The sequence below is a fragment of the Pseudomonas baetica genome (assembly GCF_002813455.1).
Classification (GTDB): Bacteria; Pseudomonadota; Gammaproteobacteria; order Pseudomonadales; family Pseudomonadaceae; genus Aquipseudomonas; species Aquipseudomonas baetica.
Window position 1 is genome coordinate 1,446,971 of sequence record NZ_PHHE01000001.1, and the last position, 22,968, is coordinate 1,469,938.

Consider the following 22,968-nt stretch of genomic DNA (forward strand, 5'->3'; position numbering starts at 1 on the left):
GTGCCCAGGGAGAATTTCACGGTGTCGATCAAACTGCGTTTAGTGTTGCTGATTGTTACCAGTCTGCTGACAGCCTTGATAGTGAGTCTGGTCAGCTACGTGGGTAATCTGCGGATGGCGTCGGCGGTCAGCGACAACGCAGTGAGCATGAGCGCGCTGCGCAATCACATGGAAGCCGACATGATGCACGACGCCCTGCGCGCCGATGTCTATTCGGCGCTACTGGTGGGGTTGGGCAAAAGCACCAGTTCGGCGACCGAGGTGCGTGATTCGATCAATGAACACGCGGGACACTTTCGCGAAGTGCTCGATGACAATCTCAAATTGCCGGTCAACCCGACGTTGCGCTCGGCGCTGGAACAGATCAAACCGAGCCTCGACACTTACATCGACACGGGCGAGCGGATTGTCGGACTGGCGCTGGACAGCCCGGAAACGGCGCAGCAACAACTGGGCACCTTCAACACAGCGTTCAGCCAGCTCGAAGAACAGATGGCGGCGTTAAGCGAATTGATTGAAACCAATACGCGGCAGACCAGCCAGGGCACGGAAACGGCGATCCGCAATGCCAACATCGCCCTTGGCGCAGTGCTGATCGTCAGTCTGCTGTTATTGCTGGCACAAGGGCGCTGGGTGATGTCGAGCATCCTCGGGCCGCTCAGATCCGCCAGTCGTATTGCCGAGAGCATCGCCCACGGCAACCTCAGCGAACCGATTGCCGAGCCCTCCGGCAAGGACGAAGCCAGCGTATTGATTCGCACACTGGCGACCATGCAGCGCGATCTGCGCGACATGATTGATGTGGTGCGGCGCAACGCCCACGGCGTCAGCGGCATGAGCGAACAACTGAGCCACGGCTGCCACCAGGTCGCCGACAGCAGCCAGCAGCAAAGCGTCGCGGCCGGCACCATGGCCGCTGCCGCGAGCGAGATGACCGCGAGCATCGAGGAAATCACCCGGCATGCCGAACGTGCACTGGGCATGGCCAATCAGGCCGAATCATTGGCCAAAAATGGTGGGCAGGTGATCCATCAAGTGGTCAGCGACATGGACGATATCGCCCGTTCGGCGCAACAGTCGGCGCAGGTGATCCGCACGCTGGATCAGGAATCAGAAGCCATTTTCAACATCATCCAGGTGATCAAGAGCATCGCCGACCAGACCAACCTGCTGGCACTCAACGCCGCCATCGAGGCTGCCCGGGCGGGCGAGCAGGGCAGGGGGTTTGCGGTGGTGGCGGATGAAGTGCGCAGTCTTGCCGCCCGTACCAGCGCTTCAACCCAGGAAATCGCCGCGATGGTTGCGCGCATTCAGCACAGCACGCGCGAGGCGGTCAGCAGCATGGAGGCCGGGGTTGCGCAGGTCGACAAGGGCATGGCGGTGACAGCTGATGTTGAACGGGCGATTCGCGAGATCCTTGAGGCCACATTGAGCACCACGCAACTGGTCAACGACATCACCCGCACCATTGGCGAACAGAGTCAGGCCAGTAACGAGATTGCCCATCAGGTGGAGATGATTGCGGGGATGTCCGAAGGCAATAGCCGGGTGATCGGGCAGACGGCGAATACCACGGATGAGCTGTCGAGCCTGGCGGGGCAGTTGGCGCAGTCGGTGGATCGGTTTCGGTTGTGAATATTATTCGTAAGCAAACTAGCTGATTTTTTCACCGCCGCCACTTTATCGATTTAATCGATTTGGACCGTTGTCTGTATGTCCAGGCGGAAGTTGTAGTGCCTGGAAAAACGCCTTTTCAGCACATTATTAATTTCTACGAAGGGCGCTTTTTTTCTGTTACATACATAAGCTTTTTTGGGGCTGTGGTTGATCAGAAACTCTTCACCGTGCGTAGCAAGCAAAAACTCGATAGTCGACTCTAGTTGATCGAGTGCGTGGCTTTGCCAATTACTTCGCCCCCAATCCTTTAGCTCTATGAGGTACATCGCAGCATCGGTGGTGAGCATGCAGTCGCAGCGTCCTCGACCAGCCTCCTCGTGGTCTTTGATGACGCACTTGTCGATTGCTGTAAAAGTGACACGCTTTCGACTCGGGTTTTTTACAGTGGCGATCCACTGTTCTCGATGATTGAGAGCAACGTAAGCGACTTCTGAGGGTTGATCGTCGCAAAGGCCAAACTCTAGATCGTCGAAGGGGCCTGTCTGGCACTCGCTATCGAGAAAATTCACGCCTCCAGTTCCTCCTCGATATCCAGGAGACGATCAAACATGTCATTGCCTTCGCGAAGCGACTCGTTGAGATAATTGCTATCAGAAGGAATACCTTCAGCCATTGGCAGCTTTGCAATGCTTCCTGTCTTTTCATCGGCTTGGTAGATAGCCAGATCATCTGCATCAAGCAAGACTTGCAGGGGAATTACATTGGCAAGCTTGGCGATCAGGCTACCATCACGAGTTTTTTTCAGAATATTGTCGTAGAGCTGTTTGCCTTGCACTGCAATGGTCAGGTAATTCACTACATAAGGGCTGTGGGTCGTCAGTACTAACTGGTTGTTAGCGCCTTGATTGCTAATCTCAAGAAGGCTTTGCAGAACGCTCCATTGTGAGGTTGGGTAGAGATTCTGCTCAGGCTCTTCGACAATGTTGATGAAAGCCGTCTTGTTGAATTGCTTGGAAAGCGTAGATATCAACGCACGCTGCTGTTCGATGGTCAGATTCTCGGTGAGAAGCTTTGAGGTCTCTTTGCGGAACCGCTCCAACTCTTTGGAACTCATCGTGTCCGGTCGGTGAGCTATGGGCTCAAACACGCGTTTGGCCAGGTACTGACTCACCAAGTGAAGGGGGACGGCAGATTGGAAGCCGCTGGAGGCGTCAGCCAACTCCAGCGTGTAGGCGGACTCACTGATGCTCAAAGTGTTTTTGAGCAGATCGTATTTGAGATCAGCATTGTTAATCGGGAGAGAAAGGGAGCCTTTTATGTTTTCCTTTGCGTAGTTAAATTCTGCTAGGAACTCTGTAAGTGATGGGGAGTAGAGCCGTAGCTCCTCAGGATTCTTCAGATAGGAAATGAAGTTTCGCTCGGCAGGCACATACATGATCTGAGGCAGGTGATATTCCTTTGCCTTGGACTTGGTGATGTGCATTTGGCCTCGAGCGTACTTGATCGTGAAAGCATCACCTTCGTAATCGATTTCTGTTTTGTTTCTCTGATCGGCTGAAACGTAGTTTTCTAGCCGGTGGTAGCTCAGAAATGTTTTTGTGAGTCGATCATTTTCCTCGAACCAGCTTTTATCGTAATCACCGCGTTCCAGGGCTTTTTCGATCCATGAAAAGGTCGAGTAAAGCTTGGCTAACGTGCTTTTTCCTGAGCCCTGATTACCCACGAACACGGTCACGCGCTTGAGCTCTATCCAGCCATTGTTTTTCACACCATCACGGATAGGGCCAAAGTGCTTGACGCGTAGGCGAGGCATTGATTACTCCAAAAGGTTGAGCACATACGGTAATGCTGTGAAGCATATCAGGGAGAGGGGTAAAGGGGAGGCGCAAATGAAACCGGATGTGGAACGAGTGAAGCCTGATGTCATGGCCAGTGAAAAGCTCTGCCCGCTTCCATTGGCAGAGCTTTTCGTATCAATCAGAATTTGAACGCCTGCCGCCCCACCAACAACCACTTGCCATTCTGCTTCTGCCAGATCTGGAAGTTCTCGATCTCGGTCGGCACCACTTCAGTGCCCTTCAGCGCCTGCGCGGAAAAGTGGTGACGCACCAGCGCGGTGTCGCCGGACAGGGTGATGGTCTGTTTTTGCATCTCCAGGGTCTTGAACGCGCTTTTGCCGGTTTCGATGTCGGCGATGAATGCTTGTTTGTCCTGAATTTTGCCGCTGGAGTGGCCGTAGGTGAGGTTTTCGGCCGTCAGCGCATTCAATTCGGTGATGTCTTTGTGCAGCATCGCCTGGGTCAGATGATCGACCGCTTGGGCAACCTGCTTTTCCGCCGGGGCAGGGGCGGCCATCGCGTAACCGCTGAAGGCGCAGAGAAAGCCGATCAGGAGTCGGGTCTTGGTCATGGGTATTTCCTTGTTGTTATGGGGGTTGATGACTGATCGATTCAAAGTCTTAAGTCATCAGTCATCAGTCATCGTACAACGTAGCAGGTTACTCATTAAGTACACAACGCCGGTAATTCGTCCGGTTGAGGAAGGGGTAAAAGCGAGAGATGATCGGCAAGGACGTGTGTCGGGGTCATGTTCGGCACTTGGCAGCCGATAAGTACCGCAGCGGAAAAAGACTCTCAGGTCGGGAACAGACGCGCGGGTTTGCCCTGACGTGATATTCTTCGCGCCAACTTGGTTTGACCTTATTCAGTTTGCTTGCCTAACGGGCGGGCTGACGGAATCCCTGTCGCTCAAGTAGCTGAGCCAATAATGATAAGAAGTCAGTTCAGAAGGGACATTAACTGAGGTCGATGCAACATGTCGGCCTTGTGTGCCCACCCGTCAATATTGAAGTGTGAAGGACCTGCGACCCTAGCCTGAGTGTCGCAAGAAGAGGGCCTCACACGTACAACAGCGGCGGGCGGAAGGCGTTTTATCATAGGTGCAACAGATGTTTAAAAAAGTGAACACAGCCTTGCTAGGGCTGGCTTTGTCGATGGGGCTGACCTCCGTTCATGCGGCAGAGGCCAAGAAAGTCGACGTACTGCTGATCGGCGGCGGCATCATGAGCACCACCCTGGGTGTGTGGATCAATGAGCTGGAGCCAAGCTGGTCGATGGAAATGGTCGAGCGCCTCGACGGCGTCGCCCTGGAAAGCTCCAACGGCTGGAACAACGCCGGTACCGGTCACTCGGCTCTGGCTGAGCTGAACTACACCCCGGAAGACGACAAAGGCAACGTCACGATCCCGAAAGCCGTCGAGATCAACGAAGCGTTCCAGGTTTCCCGTCAGTTCTGGGCCTGGCAAGTACAGCAAGGCGTTCTGAAAAACCCTCGCTCGTTCATCAACACCACTCCGCACATGAGCTTTGTGTGGGGCGATGACAACATCAAGTTCCTGAAAAAGCGCTACGAAGCCCTGCAAGCGAGCCCACTGTTCGCCGGCATGCAGTACTCCGAAGACCCGGCTGTGATCAAGAAGTGGGTCCCGCTGATGATGGAAGGGCGTGACCCGAACCAGAAAATCGCGGCCACCTGGAGCCCGCTGGGTACCGACATGAACTTCGGCGAAATCACCCGCCAGTTCGCCGGTTACCTGCAGACCAAGCCTAATTTCGACTTGAAACTGTCCAGCGAAGTACAGGACATCACCAAGAACGAAGACGGCACCTGGCGCGTCAGTTACAAAAACCTGAAAGACGGCACCAAAACCGAAACCGACGCCAAGTTCGTGTTCATCGGCGCGGGCGGCGGTGCACTGCACCTGCTGCAGAAGTCGGGCATTCCTGAAGCCAAGGAATACGCTGGCTTCCCGGTAGGCGGCTCGTTCCTGGTGACCGAGAACCCGACCATTGCCGAGCAACACCTGGCCAAGGCCTACGGCAAAGCTTCGGTGGGCGCACCGCCGATGTCGGTTCCGCACCTGGACACCCGTGTTCTGGACGGCAAGCGCGTCATCCTGTTTGGCCCATTCGCGACCTTCAGCACCAAGTTCCTCAAAGAAGGCTCGTACCTGGACCTGCTGACCAGCACCACCACCCACAACATCTGGCCGATGACCAAGGTCGGCATCAAGGAATACCCGCTGGTCGAGTACCTTGCCGGTCAACTGATGCTGTCGGATGAAGACCGTCTGAACGCGCTGAAGGAATACTTCCCGAACGCCAAAGCCGAAGACTGGCGCCTGTGGCAAGCCGGCCAACGCGTGCAAATCATCAAGCGTGATGAAGCCGCTGGTGGCGTGCTGAAACTGGGCACCGAAATCGTCGCTGCACAAGACGGTTCCATCGCCGGCCTGCTGGGCGCCTCGCCGGGCGCGTCGACCGCTGCACCGATCATGCTGAGCGTGCTGCAGAAAGTCTTCAAAGACAAAGTCGCGACCCCAGAATGGCAAGCCAAGCTGCACCAGATCGTTCCAAGCTACGGCACCCAGCTGAACAGCGATCCAGCCAAAGTGGCTGCAGAGTGGGCTTACACCGCTAAAATCCTCGAACTGCCGACGCCTCCAGTGATCGGTCAGGCTGCTGCTCCGGCTGCACCTGCAGCTGAAAAAGCTGAAGCACCGAAGGAAAATGCTGCACGTGATATGGCGCTGTAACCAGACGCCTGACACACAAAGCCCACTGAACCGGCGACGGTCAGTGGGCTTTTTTGTGGCGCAAGTTCTGAACGCTGAACCACGTAGGTGTTGCCGTAGGCTGCGATCTTTTGATCTTGTTTTTTAAAGGGTCAAGATCAAAAGATCGCAGCCTGCGGCAGCTCCTACATGAGATTGTGCCGAGATCAGGCTTTGGTGGCAGCCAGATACTTTCCAAGCCGCCGCCCCATCTCTTCCCCCAACGCCTGCAACCCGCTCAACGGCCGCACCATCACTTCAAACTCGACAATCTTCCCGTGCTCATCAAAGCGAATCATGTCGATGCCTTTCAACTCCTTGGCGCCCACCTTGGCACTGAACTCCAGCACCACATTCAAGCCATCCGCCGTCACCAGTTCGCGGTGGTACTCAAAGTCTTCGAACACCTCGAAAACGGTGTTGAGGATCATCGTCACCACCTGTGCGCCGGGGTAGGGTGTGTGGGCCATTGGCGAACGGAATACGGCGTTTGGATCAAGCAGGTCGGGCAGGGCGCGCAAGTTGCCGGTGCGGATCATCTCGTGCCAGCGCTTGAGGGATTCGGCGGCGTTGGCCTGTAGATTCAGTTCGGGCATGGTCCACTCCTGGATTTTTTGTTGTTCTTCACGGGTCGGCAATGACTGTAGATCAATGCTGCAAATTTGGAACCTTGCTGTAGCGATCTGAATATCGGCACATGCGCGAAAAAAGGATCAGATTTCATCTGATCCGTATTTTTCAGTTCTATCTGCGTCTGTTACCCGCTCAGTCACAAGCCCAAAATACCCCGGCAGTTCGGTCATTCGCGACAGCTCTTCATCCCGAAGCGCGCGGTGCACCGCAAGTTCAGCATTAAGGAGAGCTACATGAGAAAGATGGGGTTTTTTCTGGGTGGGTTTCTGGCGCTGACCATTCTGATTGGTGTGCTCGCGACCATTTCTCCTGTTTGATGTGCAGGTGCGATTGGCGGCGTCTTGAACGGTTGCCAAGCCTATGCAGGTGCCGTGCGCGAATCATGATCTAATGCCGCGCCCTGCACCTGCAATCGGTATTGGTATTGATACCAAAGGGTTTGCACGAGTTGCTCAGGCGTGCAGGCGTTTTCGATTGAACGCTAAATTCGGCAGCGGATGACCTGGAGTGTTCTTCAACGGCGTTCTAGCCGAGTGCCTCTCCTGAAGGCCAGCCACTCACCCGCGCATTCGATCCACCCGCCGGATCCGCCGGATACACAATCAACGAGTGGCCATTACCGGCCTCGGCGATGAGCTTGCTGGCCGGGCCGAAGATCGCGGCGCGTTCCTGCGGTGTGCAGGTGGGCAGGTAGACGCGCAGCACTCTGGGATCGTAGAAACGAAACACCAGAAGGTTGCCATCGGCATCGGTGACGCGCAGCAGGGTGCGGAAGTGGCCGCGCAAGTCGTCCAGCGCCACCTGCGCAGGAGCCATCACGAAACAGCCCCAGCTCTGCCCCCAGCTGTCCTCCAATATCTCCCAGGTGTAGGCCTGCTGCGGATCGAGATGCAGCAGATAGGGCGCCGCTGCAGACAGGCTTGGCGCGAGTTCGCCCGCATACAGGCAGGCGAACTCAGCCTGGCTATTGCGCACCAGCGATTCGATGCGTGGATCGCGAGCGCCGTCGAGCAAGGCGTAGACCTTCGGGGCGTCCGGGCGCGAACCCTGGGGCCAGAATTCGGCGCTGAACCATTCACGAAGGCTGGGGCGGAACTGGGTCATTTGTTGCAGATCTCGCAGAACGGCACGCCGGTTTTAGCGGCTGTTACCAAGGTTTGCGCTTGCAGGTCCTGCTGAAGAAGTCGGGTCTCGGCAACCCTTGGCGCAGCAGCCTGCGAGGCCTTGGCCGTGACCGTTGCCAAGGGCGCGGGCGTGTTGAGCGGTGCGCTGGCGAGTTTCTTTCCGGCAACATCGGCATCGGCGGGCGTCAACGCTATCGGCAGTTTGATCGCGATCCCGGTTCCCACCCCCGGCGCACCCCCGGTATTGATCTTCACTTCCGCCCCGCTGATGGTCACACCGCCAGCATCAACCTTCACAAAACTCCCACCAGCCTTGGCGGTCAGCTCCATGCCGCCCTCAACCACAACCTTGTCGCCCGCGTGGTAATGAATCTCCGTCCCGGCCTCGACAAACTGCGCCGTGCCCACTTTCACATGCTGGGTCACACCGACTGTCAGGTGATCATCCGCGCGCATCTCACTGATACGATCCAGATGCGTAATCCGGTGCTCTTCCACCTTGAACTCGCTCAGGGTGTTGGCTTCAACCGTGTCATGCCGCTCATTGCCGACCCGAATCTTTTGGTCGTGCTCGATGTTTTCGTCCCAATCGCGCTGGGCGTGGATGTAGATCTGTTCCACACCCTTTTTGTCTTCGATGCGGAATTCGTTGTAGCCCTTGCCGCCCGGTGAGCTGAGGGTTTTGAAGGTGCTGCGGGTCTTGTTGGCCGGCAGGTCGTAGGGGACGACGTTTTCCTTGTGGTACAGGCAGCCGGTGACGAGTGGCTGGTCGGGGTCGCCTTCGAGGAAGGTGACGAGGACTTCCATGCCGATGCGCGGGATGGCGATGCCGCCGTAGGCGGCGCCGGCCCAGCCGCTGGCGACGCGCATCCAGCAGGTGGTTTTGTCGTCGCCCTGGCCGTCGCGGTCCCAGTGGAACTGGACCTTGATGCGGCCGTATTGGTCGCAGTGGATTTCTTCGCCTTTCGGGCCGGTGACGATGGCGGTCTGGCTGCCGAGGACTTTCGGTTTCGGGTGTTCGAGGGCAGGGCGGTAGTGCGCGTCCCACGGGGTGGCGAGGAAGCTGTTGCGGTAGCCCTGGTGGAAGTCGCTTTTGTTGTCGGTGACGTCGCTGGTGACGTTTTCGCCGAGCACTTGCGGCTGTTTGCCTTCGTGGAAGACTTCCAGCAGCAGCCACATATCGTTCCACTCGGCGCGCGGGTGTTCGGCGAGGGTCAGGAAGTGGCCGCTGGTGAGGGTCGGCTCGTCACCTTTGCCTTCGGCGAGTTTGTAGTCGCTGCGATGGCGTTCCAGCGCGCGGGTGGTGAGGAACTTGCCGCGCTCGCGTGTGGTGAAGCGGCCGGGGTAGTCGTAATCCTCAAGGTCCGGGGCGAACTCGGATTTGACCGCGCCTTCGGGCAGGATCTTCGGTTTTTCGAAGTCGTAGTCGCGGCGGCTGACGCGGGTGGTGCGGGTTTCCAGGCGCAGGTTGAAACGCTTGATCACCGGTTTGTCGGCGCTCATGCCGGAGTCTTGCTGGTAGCTCACGGCCTTGAGTTTGCGGAACACCGTTTGGTCGTCGCCGAACACCAGTTTGTGGCCGCTGCTGCTGTGCTGGAAGTGGAAGTGAATGCCTTCCTCTTCGCACAAACGCTGGATGAAATGCAGGTCGGATTCGTCGTACTGCACGCAGTAGTCGCGCTCCGGGTATTCGGCGCTGAGCTGGAAGCTGTAGGCGTCGGCAAGGATGCCGCGATCTTCCAGCACCCGGGCGATGATCTTCGGCACCGTGAGCTGCTGGAAGATCTGCTGGTCGTGGTTGTGCCGCAGGTACGCCAGTTGCGGCACCAGGCTGATGCTGTAGCGGGTCAGGGTCTTGCCGGAGTCACCTTGCTCGATGCGATAGACCAGGCCATGAATCTTGCCTTCGCCGGTGGCGCCGAAGGTCAGCACGCCGGGCTTGTGCAGCAGCTCTTCGAGTTTCAGGTCGGGACGGGCGCTGACCAGTTCTATCTCGAACCGGAAAGGCTGGTTGAGTGCCTCGCGACCTTCAAAGCTCAACACTTGCAGGTCGGTGGACGCTGATTCGAGCGCGAAGCTGATGTGGGTAGCGTTTGCATCCAGCATTGCCTGACTCCTTCCGTGGAAAGCTTTGCGGATGGTGCAGGAATACCAAAGTGCTATCAAGGAGTTTTAAACGAGGTTAAACGCCAACATTAAACTCGAATTGCCGTGCAACGCTCATTGCCGGTTCAACGCATCCCCCATCCATTGCAGGTACTGCGCTCGCTCGGAAATCGAGTTATGCGCCGAATCGGGTACCACCCTGAGGGTGGCCACGCCTTTGGGGAAATTCTCCAACAAGCGTTGGGTGCTTTGCCGAGGGATCACCTCGTCTTCACTCGCCGCCAGCAATAACGTCGGCACGCGGATATGCGCTGCATACTGGCCTGATTCAAAGCGATCCTTGAGCAACCATTTCACCGGTACCCACGGATACTGTCGGGCAGCGATTTCTTCGAGGCTGTTATACGGCGTCACCAGAATCAGTTGTTGCACCGGGCGCTGGCTGGCCAGACGTATGGCGACGCCCGAGCCGAGGCTGCGCCCGATCAGCGCAATCTGCGGATGACTGGCATACACCTGATCAAACAGCGCCAACGCATCTTCGGCAATGGTTTCTTCGGACGGTGACCCACCGCTGCCACCGAAACCGCGGTAATTCATCAGGTACACCGCGTAATCGGCAAACGCCTCGGCAAACTCCGGCAAATTGCGCGACACGTCTTCGGCATTGCCACCAAAGTAGATCAGCGCCCGTGGTCCGGCATGCTCGCGGGTAGTCACCCAGACATCCGCATCCGGCATCGCCAGTTTCAACCGCGCATCGGCCGATTCAACGGTTCCGGGCTGCGGGAAATAGATCAGTGAACGCTGGAAAACGAACAGCGCCGCGCACAGCAGCAGATACGCGGCGACGAGCCATGCGACGAGTGACATCAGGATTCGGGACATTCGGCTACTTTTAACGGGGTGTGCGGGTTCGTTGTCGCAGTGTAGTCCAGCGGTTGCACCGGACAGCATACGCACACAACGTGCAACAGATCCACGCAGCAGGGGAACCAGCATGAGCCACACTGAGGGTTACTCCCGTCGCCGACTGCTCACGCTGGCCGCCGGGGTGTCGGCGGTCTTCACCTTTGAACGGGCGCTGGCCACTGCCACATCGTCCGCCGCGCCCGGAGGCCAAACCATGCAGACCCGTGCCATCCCATCAAGCTCCGAGCCACTGCCCATGGTGGGCCTGGGCACCTATCGCGGTTTTGATGTTGCACCGGGCGATCCGGCTTACAAGCAACTGCCGGCGGTGCTCGACGAACTGTTCGCCAAGGGTGGCACCGTGGTCGACAGCTCGCCCATGTATGGTCGCGCCGAAGAGACCACGGGTGAACTGCTGTCGATCCACGAGCCACGCTCGCCGGCCTTTCTGGCCACCAAGGTGTGGACGCGGGGCCGCAAGGAGGGCATTGCGCAGATGGAGCAGTCATTCAGCCTGCTGCGCACTGAGCGCATCGACCTGATGCAGATCCACAATCTGCTCGACTGGCAAACCCACCTGCCGACCCTGCGCGAATGGAAGGCCCAGGGGCGCATTCGCTACATCGGCATCACGCATTACACTCCCTCAGCCTATGACGAAGTTGAAGCGGTGCTGAAGGCCGAACAGCTGGATTTCCTGCAGATCAATTACGCGCTCGACGACCGTGGCGTGGAAAAACGCATCCTGCCGCTGTGCCGTGAGCGCGGTGTGGCAGTGATCTGCAACCGGCCGTTCGGCGGCGGAGGTTTGCTCGCCCGGCTCAAGGGTAAACCGCTGCCAGCGTGGGTCTCGGACGTGCAGGTCAACAGCTGGCCGCAACTGGCACTGAAGTTTCTGCTGGCGCATCCGGCGGTGACGTGCGTGATTCCCGGCACCGGCAATCCGCGTTACATGGCTGATAACGTCAAGGCCGGGCTCGGGCCGATGCTCACCGACGCGCAGCGTCATCAGTTGATTGCGTTGCTCGGCTAGGTCGAGTCAAACGCGATAGCGCAACGCTTCCAGCAACAACGCGAATGCCGGCGCCGCCTGGCGTCGGCTCGGGTAGTACAGGTGATACCCGGCAAACGTCGGGCACCAGTCCTCCAGCACCTGCACCAGACTGCCATCCGCCAGATGTGGCGCGACGAGGTTTTCCGGGATATAGCTCAGGCCGAAACCGTCCAGTGCCGCATCGAGCAGTGGGTAGACACCATTCAAAGTGATCTGGCCCGACACCCGCACCTTGAGGCTCTCGCCATCCTTTTCGAATTCCCAGGTATACAGCCCGCCATTGGTGGGCAGGCGCAGATTGTTGCAGGCGTGGTCGGTCAGGTCGCGGGGCGTTTGCGGGGCGGGGCGCCTGGCGAAGTAGGCGGGAGAACCGATCACCGCCATGCGCATGTCCGGGCCAATGCGCGTAGCGATCATGCCCTGGGCGACGTCCTCGCCCAGACGTACACCGGCATCGAAGCCTTGTCCGGCGATGTCGACGAAGCCATAATCACAACACACCTCGACGGCGATGTCCGGGTACTTGGGCAGAAATTCCTTGAGCACCGGGCGCAGCAGCCAGTCCAGTGAATGGTCGGTGGCACTGATACGAATTCTGCCCGCCGGGGTTTCGCGCAGGTTGCTCAGGGCGGCAAGTTCCAGTTCGATCTCTTCGAAGCGCGGGCCGATGGTCTGCAGCAGGTGTTCACCGGCCTCGGTAGGGGAAACGCTGCGGGTGGTGCGAGTCAGCAGACGCAGGCCCAGGCGTGCTTCAAGGGCGCGGATGGTATGGCTTAACGCTGATTGCGAGACGCCGAGTCGGGCGGCGGCTTTGGTGAAACTGCGCTCGCGCGCCACGGCGAGGAAGGCGAGCAGGTCACTGGCGTTTTCCCGAAGCATTGATGAATTACCTGCATAAGTTTTTTCGAATTCTAGTTGATTATCTGAAGAGTCATCGTCGGTAAAGTTCAGGCATCACTTTTGGAGAGACCGCCATGAACCCGATTGCAGCTTCTGCTTTGACCCTTTCCTTGCTCGCCGCCGACGCTCAGGCCAATGAAGCGCCACGGGTGACCGTCACGCCCAATGGATCCCAACCTTCGGCCCGTGGCCCGGCGGATTGGTTCACTGGAATTGTGCGGGTCGATGCGCCGTTCAAAGGCTCGGATGAGGCACGGGTCAGCGGCGCCACGGTGACGTTCGAACCGGGGGCGCGCACGGCTTGGCACACCCACCCGCTGGGGCAGACGTTGATTGTGACGGCGGGGGCGGGTTTGGTGCAGGAGTGGGGGCAGCCGGTGCGTGAAATTCGTCCGGGGGATACGGTGTGGATCGCGCCCGGCGCTAAGCATTGGCATGGCGCGACGCCGACTACGGCGATGACGCATATCGCCATTGCTGAAGTGCTGGATGGCAAAGTGGTGGAGTGGATGGAGCAGGTGAGCGAGGCGCAGTATCCGCACACTGACTAAATCCGACCCGTGTAGGAGCTGCCGCAGGCTGCGATCTTTTGATCTTGTTTTTTAAAAGACCAACATCAAAAGATCGCAGCCTGCGGCACCTCCTACAGTGGCGGTGGGGTCAGATCATTTCGGGTAGTGACGAGAGAATCTTGTCCAGCGTAATCGGATACTCCCGCACCCGTGCCCCGGTGGCGTTGTAGATCGCATTGGCCACCGCCGCACTCACCCCGCAAATCCCCAACTCACCTACACCCTTGGCCTTCATTGGCGAAGAAATCGGATCCGTCTCATCAAGGAAAATCACCTCCTGATGCGGGATGTCGGCATGCACCGGCACCTCATAACCGGCCAGATCATGGTTAACGAAGAATCCAAGCTGCTTGTCCACCGCCAGTTCTTCCATCAAGGCCGCGCCCACGCCCATGGTCATCGCACCGATCACCTGGCTGCGCGCCGCCTTCGGATTGAGAATCCGCCCGGCGGCGCACACCGCCAGCATGCGCCGCACGCGCACTTCTCCGGTCGCAGCGTCCACTGCGACTTCAACGAAATGCGCGCCAAACGTCGACTGCTGATATTGCTCGGCAAGGTCGGCAAATTCGATGCTGTCCTCAGCCTGCACCACGCCATTTTCCGCCGCATGACGCAACGGCACACTTTTGCCGCCGGCCCGTACCTGACCGTCGACAAACTCGGCCTCAGCGGCCGCCATACCCAATTTGCCGGCCACCGTTTCGCGCAGTTTCACACACGCGGCATACACCCCGGCGGTGGAGCAGTTGGCGCCGAATTGCCCGCCGGAGCCGGACGACACCGGGAAATTCGAATCGCCCAGACGCACCACGACATCCTCCAATGGCACGCCCATCATCTCGGCCGCCGTTTGCGCGATGATCGTGTAGCTGCCGGTGCCGATGTCGGTCATGTCGGTTTCTACGGTGATCTTGCCGTCACGCTCCAGCCGCACCCGCGCGCCGGATTTCAACAGCAGGTTGTTGCGGATCGCCGCGCCGACGCCCATGCCGATCAGCCAGCGGCCCTCGCGACGTGAACCGGGTTGCGGGTTGCGCTTGTCCCAGCCGAATTTCTCGGCGCCGGTTTGCAGGCATTCGATCAGTTGTCGCTGGGAGAACGGCCGCTCGGTTTTCACCGGGTCGACCTGGGTGTCATTGAGGATGCGGAACTGCACCGGATCGAGGTTGAGCTGTTCGGCCATTTCGTCCATGGCGATTTCCAGCGCCATCAGCCCCGGGGTTTCGCCCGGTGCGCGCATGGAGTTGCCTTCGGGCAGATCCAGCGGCGCCACGCGCATGGTCACCAGGCGGTTTGCGCCGGCGTAGAGCAACTGGCTCGGTTGTGCCGCGACTTCGACCTTGCCGTCTTCCAGATTGCCCGACCAGCCTTCGTGGGCGATGGCCGTGAGTTTGCCGTCCGCCGTGGCGCCCATACGGATGCGCTGGATAGTGGCGGGGCGGTGTGTGGTGTTGTTGGCCATCTGTGGCCGGGCGAGCGCGACTTTCACCGGTCGATTGGCCATGCGCGCACCGAGGGCCGCGAGGATCGCGTCGGCGCGGATGAACAGTTTGCCGCCGAAACCGCCACCAATGTATGGCGAGATCAAGCGGACTTTTTCCTTGGGCAGGCCGAGGGTTTCGGCGATGTCGCTGACGCTCCAGGCGATCATCTGGTTGGACGTCCACAGGGTCAGTTGATCGCCTTGCCAAGCGGCCAATGTCGCGTGCGGCTCCATCATCGCGTGGGACTGATCGGGCGTGGTGTAAGTCTGGTCGAATTGCACCGGGGCAGCCGCGAACGCCGTGGCGAAATCGCCGTGTTTGACGTCCGGCAGCTCTTCTTTCTGTTCGACACCCTGATCGCGCACGCTGGCCAGATCGAACTCGCCCTTGGCCGTGACGTAATCGACTTTGATCAGTTGCGCTGCGGCGCGGGCCTGTTCAAAGGTTTCCGCCACCACCAATGCAACGGCCTGGTGATAGTGCTGAATGTCCGGCCCGGCCAGCAGATGCGCCGAGTTGTATTTGCCCTTGCCGAGCTTGCCGGCGTTGGCTGCGGTGACGATGGCCAGAACCCCGGGCGCGGCTTTGGCTTGTGCCAGATCGATGTTGGCAATGCGGCCCTTGGCGATGGCCGAGCCGACCATGAAACCGTAAGCCTGATTGGCCACCACATCATGCTGCTCGTAAGCGTAAGGCGCCTGGCCGCAGGTTTTCAGTTTGCCTTCGATGCGGTCGGTGGGCTTGCCGATGACCTTCAATTGGTCGATCGGGTTGGTGGTGGCGGGCGTGTCGAATTTCATGCGTCTTCCCTCGCTTGCGCCAACACCGAGCCAAGCGTGCGCTCGACCAGGGTCAGTTTGAATTGGTTGTCGTGGGTCGGCGTGGCGCCGTCGAGCAGGCGCTCGCTGACGGCTTTCGCGCCTTTGGCCAGCAACGCATCGGCGGCTTCCACCCGCCACGGTTTCGGCGCGATACCGCCGACGGCGACGCGGCCGCTGCCGTCCTTTTGCAGGATCAGGCCGACGGAGACCAGGGCAAACGCGTAAGACGAACGATCACGCACCTTGTGATAAACGTGGGTGCCGCCGACCGGTGCCGGCAGGGTCACGGCGGTAATCAGTTCGCCGGCGGTCAGGCTGGTTTCGATATTCGGCGTGTTACCGGGCAACTGATGGAAATCGACCATGGCGATGCTGCGGGTGCTGCCGTCCGGTTTGACCGTTTCAATCTGCGCATCGAGGGCGCGCATGGCGATGGCCATGTCGCTGGGGTGGGTGGCGATGCAGGCGTCGCTGACGCCGATGATCCCCAGTTGCCGACTGACCCCGCCAATCGCCGCGCAGCCACTGCCGGGCTTGCGTTTGTTGCAGGCTTGATTCGTGTCGTAGAAGTACGGGCAGCGGGTGCGTTGCAGCAGGTTGCCGGCGGTGGTCGCCATGTTGCGCAACTGCCCGGAGGCGCCTGCGAGCAAGGCGCGGGAGAGCAAGGCGTAGTCTTTGCGCACGCGGGTATCGGCGGCCAGATCGGTGTTGCGCACCAGCGCGCCAATGCGCAAGCCGCCCTCGGGCGTCGCTTCGATCTGATCCAGTCCAAGGTGGTTGACGTCGATCAGGTGCAGCGGAGTTTCGATGTCGAGTTTCATCAAGTCCAGCAGGTTGGTGCCGCCCGCGATGAACTTCGCGCCTTCGACTTGCGCGGCTTGCACAGCGGCTGCGGCAGGGGAGTTGGCGCGGCTGTAATTGAACGCTCTCATGCCGGCACCTCCGCGACTTCAGTGATGGCTTCGATGATGTTCGAGTAGGCGCCGCAGCGGCAGATATTGCCGCTCATGCGTTCCTGGAATTCAGCGGCGATCAGTTGTGGCGACTCGGTCAGGCTAGGGCTGACATGGCTGGGAATGCCATCGCGGATTTCCTGGATGACCGCCACCGCCGAACAGATCTGCCCCGGCGTGCAATAACCGCACTGATAGCCATCGTGTTTGATGAACGCCGCTTGCATCGGATGCAGGTTGTCCGGCATGCCGAGGCCTTCGATGGTGGTGATCTCGGCTCCCTCGTGCATCACCGCCAGGGTCAGGCAGGCATTGATCCGCCGGCCATCGGCGATCACCGTGCAGGCGCCGCACTGGCCGTGGTCGCAGCCTTTTTTGCTGCCGGTCAGGTGCAGGTGTTCGCGCAGGGCGTCGAGCAGGGTCGTGCGGTTGTCGACTTCAAGGGCCTGGGGCTTGCCATTGACTTGAATGGTTACTTTGCTCATGGCCGATTGCTCCAGATTGGCCGCGTAGGCCTTGAGGCTGATGAAGGGGGGCATTGCGAACGCCGTCGCGGTCACGGCGCCGAGGATCAGAAATCTACGTCTGGAAATCGGCATGGTTCGATTCCTTTTTCTCTCAATCAGGCGGCAGGGTTGCGAATGGCCCATAGGGGCGCGCCGGCATGCTTGCCAGTCTCGTTCTAGGAGTGACCGCTGAAGGGAGGAAAAGGTTTTTGCGGATTTGCGCTATAGAGTTATGCGCATGGCTCATGAATCTGGCTGGCCACACAAAACCAATGTGGGAGCGGGCTTGCTCGCGAAGAGGCCGGCAGATCCAACATTTTCGTTGGCAGAGCAAATGCCTTCGCGAGCAAGCCCGCTCCCACAGGGATTGTGTTTAATGCCCGCCGACGACCATGTGGGTAAATGGCGCGACATAAGCCTGCAACGTCACCAACCCACCTACCAGGATCGCCAGCACAATCGAGTGGAAGAACACATAGCGCAGAATCTCGCCCTCATGCCCGTACCATCGGGTGGCGGTGGAGGCGACCACAATCGACTGCGCATCGACCATTTTGCCCATCACCCCACCGGAGCTATTGGCGGCGGCCATCAATACCGGACTGATCCCGAGCTGTTCCGCCGTCACCCGTTGCAAGCCGCCAAACAGCACGTTCGAGGCGGTATCCGAGCCCGTCAACGCCACCCCCAGCCAACCGAGTAACGTGCCGAACATCGGATAGAAAACCCCTGTCGCCGCGAACGCCAGGCCCATGGTCGCATCCAGCCCCGAGTAACGCGTGAGAAACCCCAGCGCCAGCATCGCCGCAATGGTGATCAACGAAAACCGCACCACCCATAGCGTGCGCAGGTACTGCTTGATCAGTTGCGGAATCGAGTACCCCATCAGCAGGCCGCCGACAATCGCCGCCAGCAGGATGCCGCTGCCGGTGGAGGTGAGCCAGGTGAACTTGTAGACCGCTTCTTCAGCCTTCGGCGCGGCCACCACCGGCGGGACTTTTTCGATTTGCAGATGCAGATTGGTGAAGGTGATGGCCGGGGCGAAAATCGGGTTGGCCTCGCGCAACGGTTTGCCTTGCGGATCGAGCTTGGCCGATTGCGTGACCGGGTCGATGGCGGGGCGGGTGTCGAACATGTTCTTGAAACCTTGGGTGCCCCAGGCAAACACGAACACGGTGAGGATGATCCACGGCATCCACGCGCGCATCACTGCCGGGCGCGCCTGATCGCTGAATGCGGCGCTGGCGGTGACTTGCTCTTCGTCGACTTTGGAGTTGTCGACCCGCCCAGACAGCGCTGCCGAGGTATGGATGGTCGCGGGTTTCCAGACCTTCAAGAACAGCGTCAGACAGGCCATGGAAATCAGCGCGGCGATCACATCCACCAGCATCGGCCCGTGGTAGTTCGACACCAGAAACTGCGGCACCGCGAAACTGACGCCAGCCACCAGAATCGCCGGCCAGATCTCCAGCATCTTGCGCCATCCGGCAAAGGCCCAGATCAGCCAGAACGGCACCAGCACCGAGAAGAACGGCAACTGCCGACCAACCATCATCGACAGCTCCATCTCATCCAGCCCGGTGACTTTGGCCAGGGTGATGATCGGCGTGCCGAGTGCGCCGAAAGCCACTGGCGCGGTATTGGCGATCAGTGCCAGACCGGACGCAGCGAGTGGCGAGAAACCCAGACCAATCAGAATCGCTCCGGTCACCGCCACCGGTGTGCCGAACCCGGCCGCTCCTTCAAAAAACGCGCCGAAGCAGAAGGCGATCAGCAGCAACTGCAAGCGACGGTCATCGGTGATCCGCGCCAGTGAATCCTGCAGCACTTTGAACGAGCCGTTCTCGGTGGTCAGGCGGTGCAGAAAGATGATGTTGAGGACGATCCAGCCGATCGGCAGCAAGCCATTGGCCGCACCAAACAACGCAGCGGAACCGGCCATGCTCGCCGGCATGCCGAAGGCGAAGATCGAGATGAGCAAGGCTGACGCCAGCGCCAACAGTGCGGCCAGATGCGCCTTGACGTGGAAGAACGCCAGCGCGGCGAGCATCACCACCACCGGCACCGCGGCCATGAGTGTGGAGATCAGCGGATTGCCGAACGGATCGTAGATTTGCTGCCAGACCATGGTCCACCTCTGCTTTTTATTCTTGAGGGCGCAGGTCCGTTGCGTAGGTGTCGTCGAGAAGCAGTATAGGTGGCATTTCACCGCTGTTCGGCCAGGTCGGGCGAGGCGATAAACGGTCATTGATGGCCACTGAATCAAAGTCTTTTTTTCGAGTCGTATCTGCGGCTGCGCGCACTGAGCCCCGGAGGCAAAGGCAGCGCTGGCCGATTCCGTCGTCAAGACCTTGGTTTAGGGAAGTATTGAATGAAGCGCGCAACAACGATGCTGTTGACCGTAACCGCCGCCGTATTGCTCGGCGGCTGTGTGGCGGATTTTGATGATGACCACCGCCATGGCGGCCGGCATTACGACCGCGATCATGGGCGTAATCATGATCATGACCGACGTTGGGATGACCGCGATGACGACCGCCGCGATGGCCGTCGCTATCACCGCGACCGCGATGATGACTGATTGAACAAGAGAGGGCGTTCGCGCAAAGGAACGCCCTCGATTTTCAAGAAAAACGAGCGCTCGTCTGGACGCGGGATCGCGCAGGCACGGAGGCCTCGATGTCCAGCAAATGGGTGGCGAGAATGTCGCTCAGAAAACGGAACTGGTCGTTGAGGCCGACCACTTCATTGCTGAAATGATTGGTGGCGGCGGGCATCAGCAGGGCTTCGAAATCTTTGTTGAACACCAGCGTCTGCGCCTTGCGGTTGACGACGTGTTGCTCGTAGTAGTTGCTGCCGAACACCGGGAAACTCACGGAGAGTGCGATGGTGTGAATCATGATGTGAACGCCTCGTTGTGGTTCGGATGGGGTAATCGTGCCTTCGCCGGCCTGCGGGCGGAAGGCAATCGTCGCGATGGTGAATATCGACGGTATTGATGGTCGGGATTTTTGGTGGTTTTGCTGGCCCCATCGCGAGCAGGCTCGCTCCCACATTTGAAATGCGTTCCCCTGTGGGAGCGAGCCTGCTCGCGAAGGGGCCCGCCCAGCCACAACCAGACAAACGGCCCACCACCGGCACCTATACTCAAATCTGTCTCTCCTGTTTCAAGGACACCCCCACCGTGAACCTGCGCGCGCTGGTCGTCGCCGCACTGTTTCTGCTGGCCGGCTGCGCCACCTCGGCGCGGGCCCCGGTGACAGCGCCAGCGGTGGTGGTTTCACCCGCGACCTGGCAGCAGATCGACCGCGAGATCGTCAGCGCCTCGCAACAATCCACCGAGCAGGTCAAGCTGTTCGCCCGTGGCTCGATGGAACATTGGCGCACTCGCGTCTATCAGCAAACTGAAGAAAATTTCATCCCGTGGTTCAGCAGCTACTGGACCCAGGAATGGCTGTCGATGAAAGTCAGTTGGTACACGATCAGTGCCGGCGGCGAGCAGGACGCATCGGCCAAGCGGCTGGCTGCGTATCTGCTTGATCAATATCAGGAAAAAGTGCTGGCGCCGGTGGCGGTGGAGATCGATCCGGATGCCATTCTCGGCCAGGCCACGGCGTTCTATGCGCAGTTGATGGCGCAGCAGATGCCGCTCATCGCCCAGCGTCACGGCGTGCCGGTTGCCCAGCTCAACGGACGTTTGCAGAAGATCCCGGCCATCGCCCTCGGCCCACCGCCGGCGCGGGATGCCTCGTTGTACAAGGTCATCAGCACCGAGCCGTTGAACACGCTGCCGGCCTACGCCGCATTGATCGACAAGATCCACACCGATGGCGGCGCCAAAGGCATCGCCTCGACCGACGCCGGCATGGCTCCGGTGGCCAAACGCGCCAGCCAACGGATGGAAGCGGAAATGGCCCCGCGCGGTGCCGCCAGTGCGGTGGCGGCAGCGGCGGGCAAACTGGCCGGGGCGATGATTTCCGTGGGAGTAATGGGCATCCGCGCCATCCTCCAGGCCAACGACCGCCCCGACAGCGAGGCGCTGATCCGCAGCAGCCTGGGCAACACCTTCGACAAGGCCTGGCTGAAACTGGTGCAGAACCCGACGACGGGAGTGATGGCCGGCACGCTGCATATCGCCGGGCAGGTCGAGCGCAATCTGGGTGGGGGTGAAGAACCGTCGGTCGGGCTGGGCGTGAATCGTGTCGAATGGCAACCGCCGCAATCGACTACCCAGCAGATAGAACCCACCGTACAAGGAGAATAATCATGGCTTACATCGATATTTTTGTAGCGCCCGTGCCGACTGCCAATCGTGAACCGTACAAAAAACATGCTGAGATTGCTGCGGTACTCTTCAAGGAATACGGCGCCCTGAGCGTGGTTGAATGCTGGGGTGATGATGTGCCGGACGGCAAGCTCACCTCGTTTCCGATGGCGGTAAAACTCAAGGAAGGCGAAACCGTAGCCTCCGGCTGGCTGATCTGGCCAGACAAAGCCACGCGCGATGCCGGCATGGCGAAAATGATGGACGACCCGCGCATGCAACCGGACGTCAACCCGATGCCGTTTGATGGGCAGCGGATGATCTACGGCGGCTTCCAATACCTCATCGAACCGTAAACCGAACAAAAATCCTCTGTGGGAGCAGGCTTGCTCGCGAAAGCGATCTGTCAGAAAAAATGACTTTGGATGACACACCGCCTTCGCGAGCAAGCCCGCTCCCACAGGTTTTGTGTTCACTCGGCTGAGGGTGTGATTCGGCAGCTTTTGCGTTGACGAATTTCTTCGTCGCTTGGTCGTTCACGGACGAATTCGAAACGCGGTTCACCTTCGCTGTAATGCACCAGCCAGCCCCATTCCAGCTCCTGTTCATCCTGCCCGGGATGCGGTGGTCGGGCCCACCACGGTTCTTTGCTGAGGATCTCGCGCATGGCGGCCTCCGTTTGATGGCAATCCTTGAACTATAGACTTGTGTGGCGAGTCGTCAGAAAGAGACGGGTAGAATCGGCGATCACGAACCTTAAAGGAGCCAGGCCATGATGGATGAAAAGCGGCTGTTCTTTGCCCTCGACTGCCCACCGGCACAGCGCAAGGCGATTGCTCAGTGGCGTAGCGAGTTGGGTTTGCGAACCGGCAAACCAGTGCCAGCGGATAACTTCCATCTGACGCTGCTGTTCCTCGGCGCAGTGCCGTTGGCGCAGATCGGCGAAGTCTGCGAAGCCGCCGGTAAAGTGCGCACGCCGGGTGAGCCTTTGCGGATTTCACTGGATCGTTTGCAGGTCTGGCATCGCGCCGGGGTGTTGTCGTTGGCGCCGGAGCAGGCACCGCAGGCGCTGCTGCGCCTGGTTTATGCACTGGAGCAGGCCATGTTGCCGTTCGGTTTTGAAGAGCCATCGCACGAGTTTCGCCCGCATCTGACCCTGGCGCGGGACTATCGCGCGCCGGAACCGGAGTCCGCCACGCCGGCGGAATTCTTCCTGCGCGCCGAACGTTTTGCCCTGTTCGAATCGCACAAGGGCCGCTACCGGATTGTGCAGGACTGGCCGCTGGCCTGAGGTACAAAAAAAGGCGCCCGAGGGCGCCTGAAATTCACCTGAGCCGAGGGAGCCAGGTGAGGCCGTTCATCTGCAGGGTGCAGCGGTGGTAAGGCGCTGCGTGAACGGAAAAGCAC

23 protein-coding genes and 1 pseudogene are annotated in these 22,968 nt (G+C 59.5%); 9 read left to right on the forward strand and 15 right to left on the reverse strand.

Features of this window, described 5'->3' with window-relative positions:
• Positions 1 to 21: 21 nt before the first annotated feature.
• Both ATI02_RS33225 and ATI02_RS33230 read left to right on the forward strand, forming a co-directional pair.
• Positions 22 to 780, forward strand: a pseudogene (locus ATI02_RS33225) (MCP four helix bundle domain-containing protein); the annotation flags it as partial.
• A gap of 129 nt (positions 781 to 909) precedes the next feature.
• On the forward strand, positions 910 to 1,635 hold the full coding sequence (locus ATI02_RS33230; protein WP_371857609.1) for a methyl-accepting chemotaxis protein: 726 nt from the start codon (positions 910 to 912) through the stop codon (positions 1,633 to 1,635).
• A gap of 53 nt (positions 1,636 to 1,688) precedes the next feature.
• Here ATI02_RS33230 and ATI02_RS06615 read toward each other — a convergent pair whose 3' ends face one another.
• The 3 genes from ATI02_RS06615 to ATI02_RS06625 form a co-directional block, all read right to left on the reverse strand.
• Positions 1,689 to 2,186 carry a hypothetical protein gene (locus ATI02_RS06615; RefSeq protein WP_100845803.1) on the reverse strand — a complete coding sequence of 166 codons (498 nt, stop codon included), beginning with the start codon at positions 2,184 to 2,186 and terminating at the stop codon, positions 1,689 to 1,691.
• Positions 2,183 to 3,430, reverse strand: a complete 1,248-nt coding sequence (locus ATI02_RS06620) for an AAA family ATPase (protein WP_100845804.1) — start codon at positions 3,428 to 3,430, stop codon at positions 2,183 to 2,185. The genes ATI02_RS06615 and ATI02_RS06620 overlap by 4 nt, the downstream gene beginning before the upstream one ends.
• 164 nt (positions 3,431 to 3,594) lie before the next feature.
• A complete protein-coding gene (locus ATI02_RS06625) occupies positions 3,595 to 4,026 on the reverse strand; it encodes a nuclear transport factor 2 family protein (protein ID WP_095187539.1) in 432 nt (143 codons plus the stop codon).
• Positions 4,027 to 4,564: 538 nt separating this feature from the next.
• Between ATI02_RS06625 and mqo the strand changes: the two genes are divergently transcribed.
• On the forward strand, positions 4,565 to 6,211 hold the full coding sequence (gene mqo / locus ATI02_RS06630; protein ID WP_095187540.1) for a malate dehydrogenase (quinone): 1,647 nt from the start codon (positions 4,565 to 4,567) through the stop codon (positions 6,209 to 6,211).
• A gap of 185 nt (positions 6,212 to 6,396) precedes the next feature.
• Here mqo and ATI02_RS06635 read toward each other — a convergent pair whose 3' ends face one another.
• The 5 genes from ATI02_RS06635 to ATI02_RS06655 form a co-directional block, all read right to left on the reverse strand.
• On the reverse strand, positions 6,397 to 6,825 hold the full coding sequence (locus ATI02_RS06635) for a nuclear transport factor 2 family protein (protein ID WP_100845805.1): 429 nt from the start codon (positions 6,823 to 6,825) through the stop codon (positions 6,397 to 6,399).
• Between the two features lie 117 nt (positions 6,826 to 6,942).
• Positions 6,943 to 7,218: a hypothetical protein gene (locus tag ATI02_RS31935; protein ID WP_157815131.1), complete on the reverse strand. Its 276-nt coding sequence runs from the start codon at positions 7,216 to 7,218 to the stop codon at positions 6,943 to 6,945.
• Between the two features lie 169 nt (positions 7,219 to 7,387).
• Positions 7,388 to 7,966: a DUF4123 domain-containing protein gene (locus ATI02_RS06645; protein ID WP_100845806.1), complete on the reverse strand. Its 579-nt coding sequence runs from the start codon at positions 7,964 to 7,966 to the stop codon at positions 7,388 to 7,390.
• The gene (locus tag ATI02_RS06650) at positions 7,963 to 10,092 is read right to left on the reverse strand and encodes a type VI secretion system Vgr family protein (protein ID WP_100845807.1); all 2,130 of its coding nucleotides are present in this window, start codon (positions 10,090 to 10,092) and stop codon (positions 7,963 to 7,965) included. Before ATI02_RS06650 ends, ATI02_RS06645 begins: the two co-directional genes overlap by 4 nt.
• A gap of 114 nt (positions 10,093 to 10,206) precedes the next feature.
• The gene (locus ATI02_RS06655) at positions 10,207 to 10,980 is read right to left on the reverse strand and encodes an alpha/beta hydrolase (RefSeq protein WP_100845808.1); all 774 of its coding nucleotides are present in this window, start codon (positions 10,978 to 10,980) and stop codon (positions 10,207 to 10,209) included.
• Positions 10,981 to 11,092: 112 nt separating this feature from the next.
• Between ATI02_RS06655 and ATI02_RS06660 the strand changes: the two genes are divergently transcribed.
• Positions 11,093 to 12,037: an aldo/keto reductase gene (locus tag ATI02_RS06660; RefSeq protein ID WP_170947217.1), complete on the forward strand. Its 945-nt coding sequence runs from the start codon at positions 11,093 to 11,095 to the stop codon at positions 12,035 to 12,037.
• 6 nt (positions 12,038 to 12,043) lie between these two features.
• Here ATI02_RS06660 and ATI02_RS06665 read toward each other — a convergent pair whose 3' ends face one another.
• Entirely contained in the window at positions 12,044 to 12,937 is an 894-nt protein-coding gene (locus ATI02_RS06665) for a LysR family transcriptional regulator (protein ID WP_100845809.1), read from the reverse strand.
• A gap of 95 nt (positions 12,938 to 13,032) precedes the next feature.
• On the opposite strand from ATI02_RS06665, the gene ATI02_RS06670 reads away from it, so the two are divergent.
• Positions 13,033 to 13,509, forward strand: coding sequence for a (R)-mandelonitrile lyase (locus ATI02_RS06670; protein ID WP_100845810.1), 477 nt, complete (start codon positions 13,033 to 13,035; stop codon positions 13,507 to 13,509).
• A gap of 109 nt (positions 13,510 to 13,618) precedes the next feature.
• Here ATI02_RS06670 and paoC read toward each other — a convergent pair whose 3' ends face one another.
• The 4 genes from paoC to ATI02_RS06695 all read right to left on the reverse strand — a co-directional run bounded on the left by paoC (position 13,619) and on the right by ATI02_RS06695 (position 19,425).
• Positions 13,619 to 15,817, reverse strand: a complete 2,199-nt coding sequence (gene paoC, locus ATI02_RS06675) for an aldehyde oxidoreductase molybdenum-binding subunit PaoC (RefSeq protein ID WP_100845811.1) — start codon at positions 15,815 to 15,817, stop codon at positions 13,619 to 13,621.
• The gene (locus tag ATI02_RS06680) at positions 15,814 to 16,770 is read right to left on the reverse strand and encodes an FAD binding domain-containing protein (RefSeq protein WP_100845812.1); all 957 of its coding nucleotides are present in this window, start codon (positions 16,768 to 16,770) and stop codon (positions 15,814 to 15,816) included. Before ATI02_RS06680 ends, paoC begins: the two co-directional genes overlap by 4 nt.
• Complete coding sequence (paoA, locus tag ATI02_RS06685) at positions 16,767 to 17,390, reverse strand: aldehyde dehydrogenase iron-sulfur subunit PaoA (protein WP_238156254.1); 624 nt, start codon at positions 17,388 to 17,390, stop codon at positions 16,767 to 16,769. The genes ATI02_RS06680 and paoA overlap by 4 nt, the downstream gene beginning before the upstream one ends.
• 280 nt (positions 17,391 to 17,670) lie before the next feature.
• Positions 17,671 to 19,425, reverse strand: coding sequence for an L-lactate permease (locus tag ATI02_RS06695; RefSeq protein WP_100845815.1), 1,755 nt, complete (start codon positions 19,423 to 19,425; stop codon positions 17,671 to 17,673).
• A 243-nt stretch (positions 19,426 to 19,668) separates the two neighbouring features.
• Here ATI02_RS06695 and ATI02_RS06700 point away from each other — a divergent pair, with 243 nt between their 5' ends.
• The gene (locus ATI02_RS06700) at positions 19,669 to 19,878 is read left to right on the forward strand and encodes a hypothetical protein (RefSeq protein WP_100845816.1); all 210 of its coding nucleotides are present in this window, start codon (positions 19,669 to 19,671) and stop codon (positions 19,876 to 19,878) included.
• A gap of 43 nt (positions 19,879 to 19,921) precedes the next feature.
• Here ATI02_RS06700 and ATI02_RS06705 read toward each other — a convergent pair whose 3' ends face one another.
• Positions 19,922 to 20,197, reverse strand: a complete 276-nt coding sequence (locus ATI02_RS06705) for a hypothetical protein (protein ID WP_100845817.1) — start codon at positions 20,195 to 20,197, stop codon at positions 19,922 to 19,924.
• A 284-nt stretch (positions 20,198 to 20,481) separates the two neighbouring features.
• On the opposite strand from ATI02_RS06705, the gene ATI02_RS06710 reads away from it, so the two are divergent.
• Together ATI02_RS06710 and ATI02_RS06715 are read left to right on the forward strand one after the other, a co-directional pair.
• Positions 20,482 to 21,561 carry a hypothetical protein gene (locus tag ATI02_RS06710; RefSeq protein WP_100845818.1) on the forward strand — a complete coding sequence of 360 codons (1,080 nt, stop codon included), beginning with the start codon at positions 20,482 to 20,484 and terminating at the stop codon, positions 21,559 to 21,561.
• A gap of 2 nt (positions 21,562 to 21,563) precedes the next feature.
• Positions 21,564 to 21,917 carry a DUF1428 domain-containing protein gene (locus tag ATI02_RS06715; protein ID WP_095187553.1) on the forward strand — a complete coding sequence of 118 codons (354 nt, stop codon included), beginning with the start codon at positions 21,564 to 21,566 and terminating at the stop codon, positions 21,915 to 21,917.
• Between the two features lie 116 nt (positions 21,918 to 22,033).
• On the opposite strand, the gene ATI02_RS06720 is transcribed toward ATI02_RS06715, so the two are convergent.
• Positions 22,034 to 22,228, reverse strand: a complete 195-nt coding sequence (locus tag ATI02_RS06720) for a hypothetical protein (protein ID WP_095187554.1) — start codon at positions 22,226 to 22,228, stop codon at positions 22,034 to 22,036.
• Between the two features lie 105 nt (positions 22,229 to 22,333).
• Between ATI02_RS06720 and thpR the strand changes: the two genes are divergently transcribed.
• Positions 22,334 to 22,852, forward strand: coding sequence for an RNA 2',3'-cyclic phosphodiesterase (thpR, locus tag ATI02_RS06725; protein ID WP_100845819.1), 519 nt, complete (start codon positions 22,334 to 22,336; stop codon positions 22,850 to 22,852).
• The last annotated feature ends 116 nt before the right edge of the window (positions 22,853 to 22,968 follow it).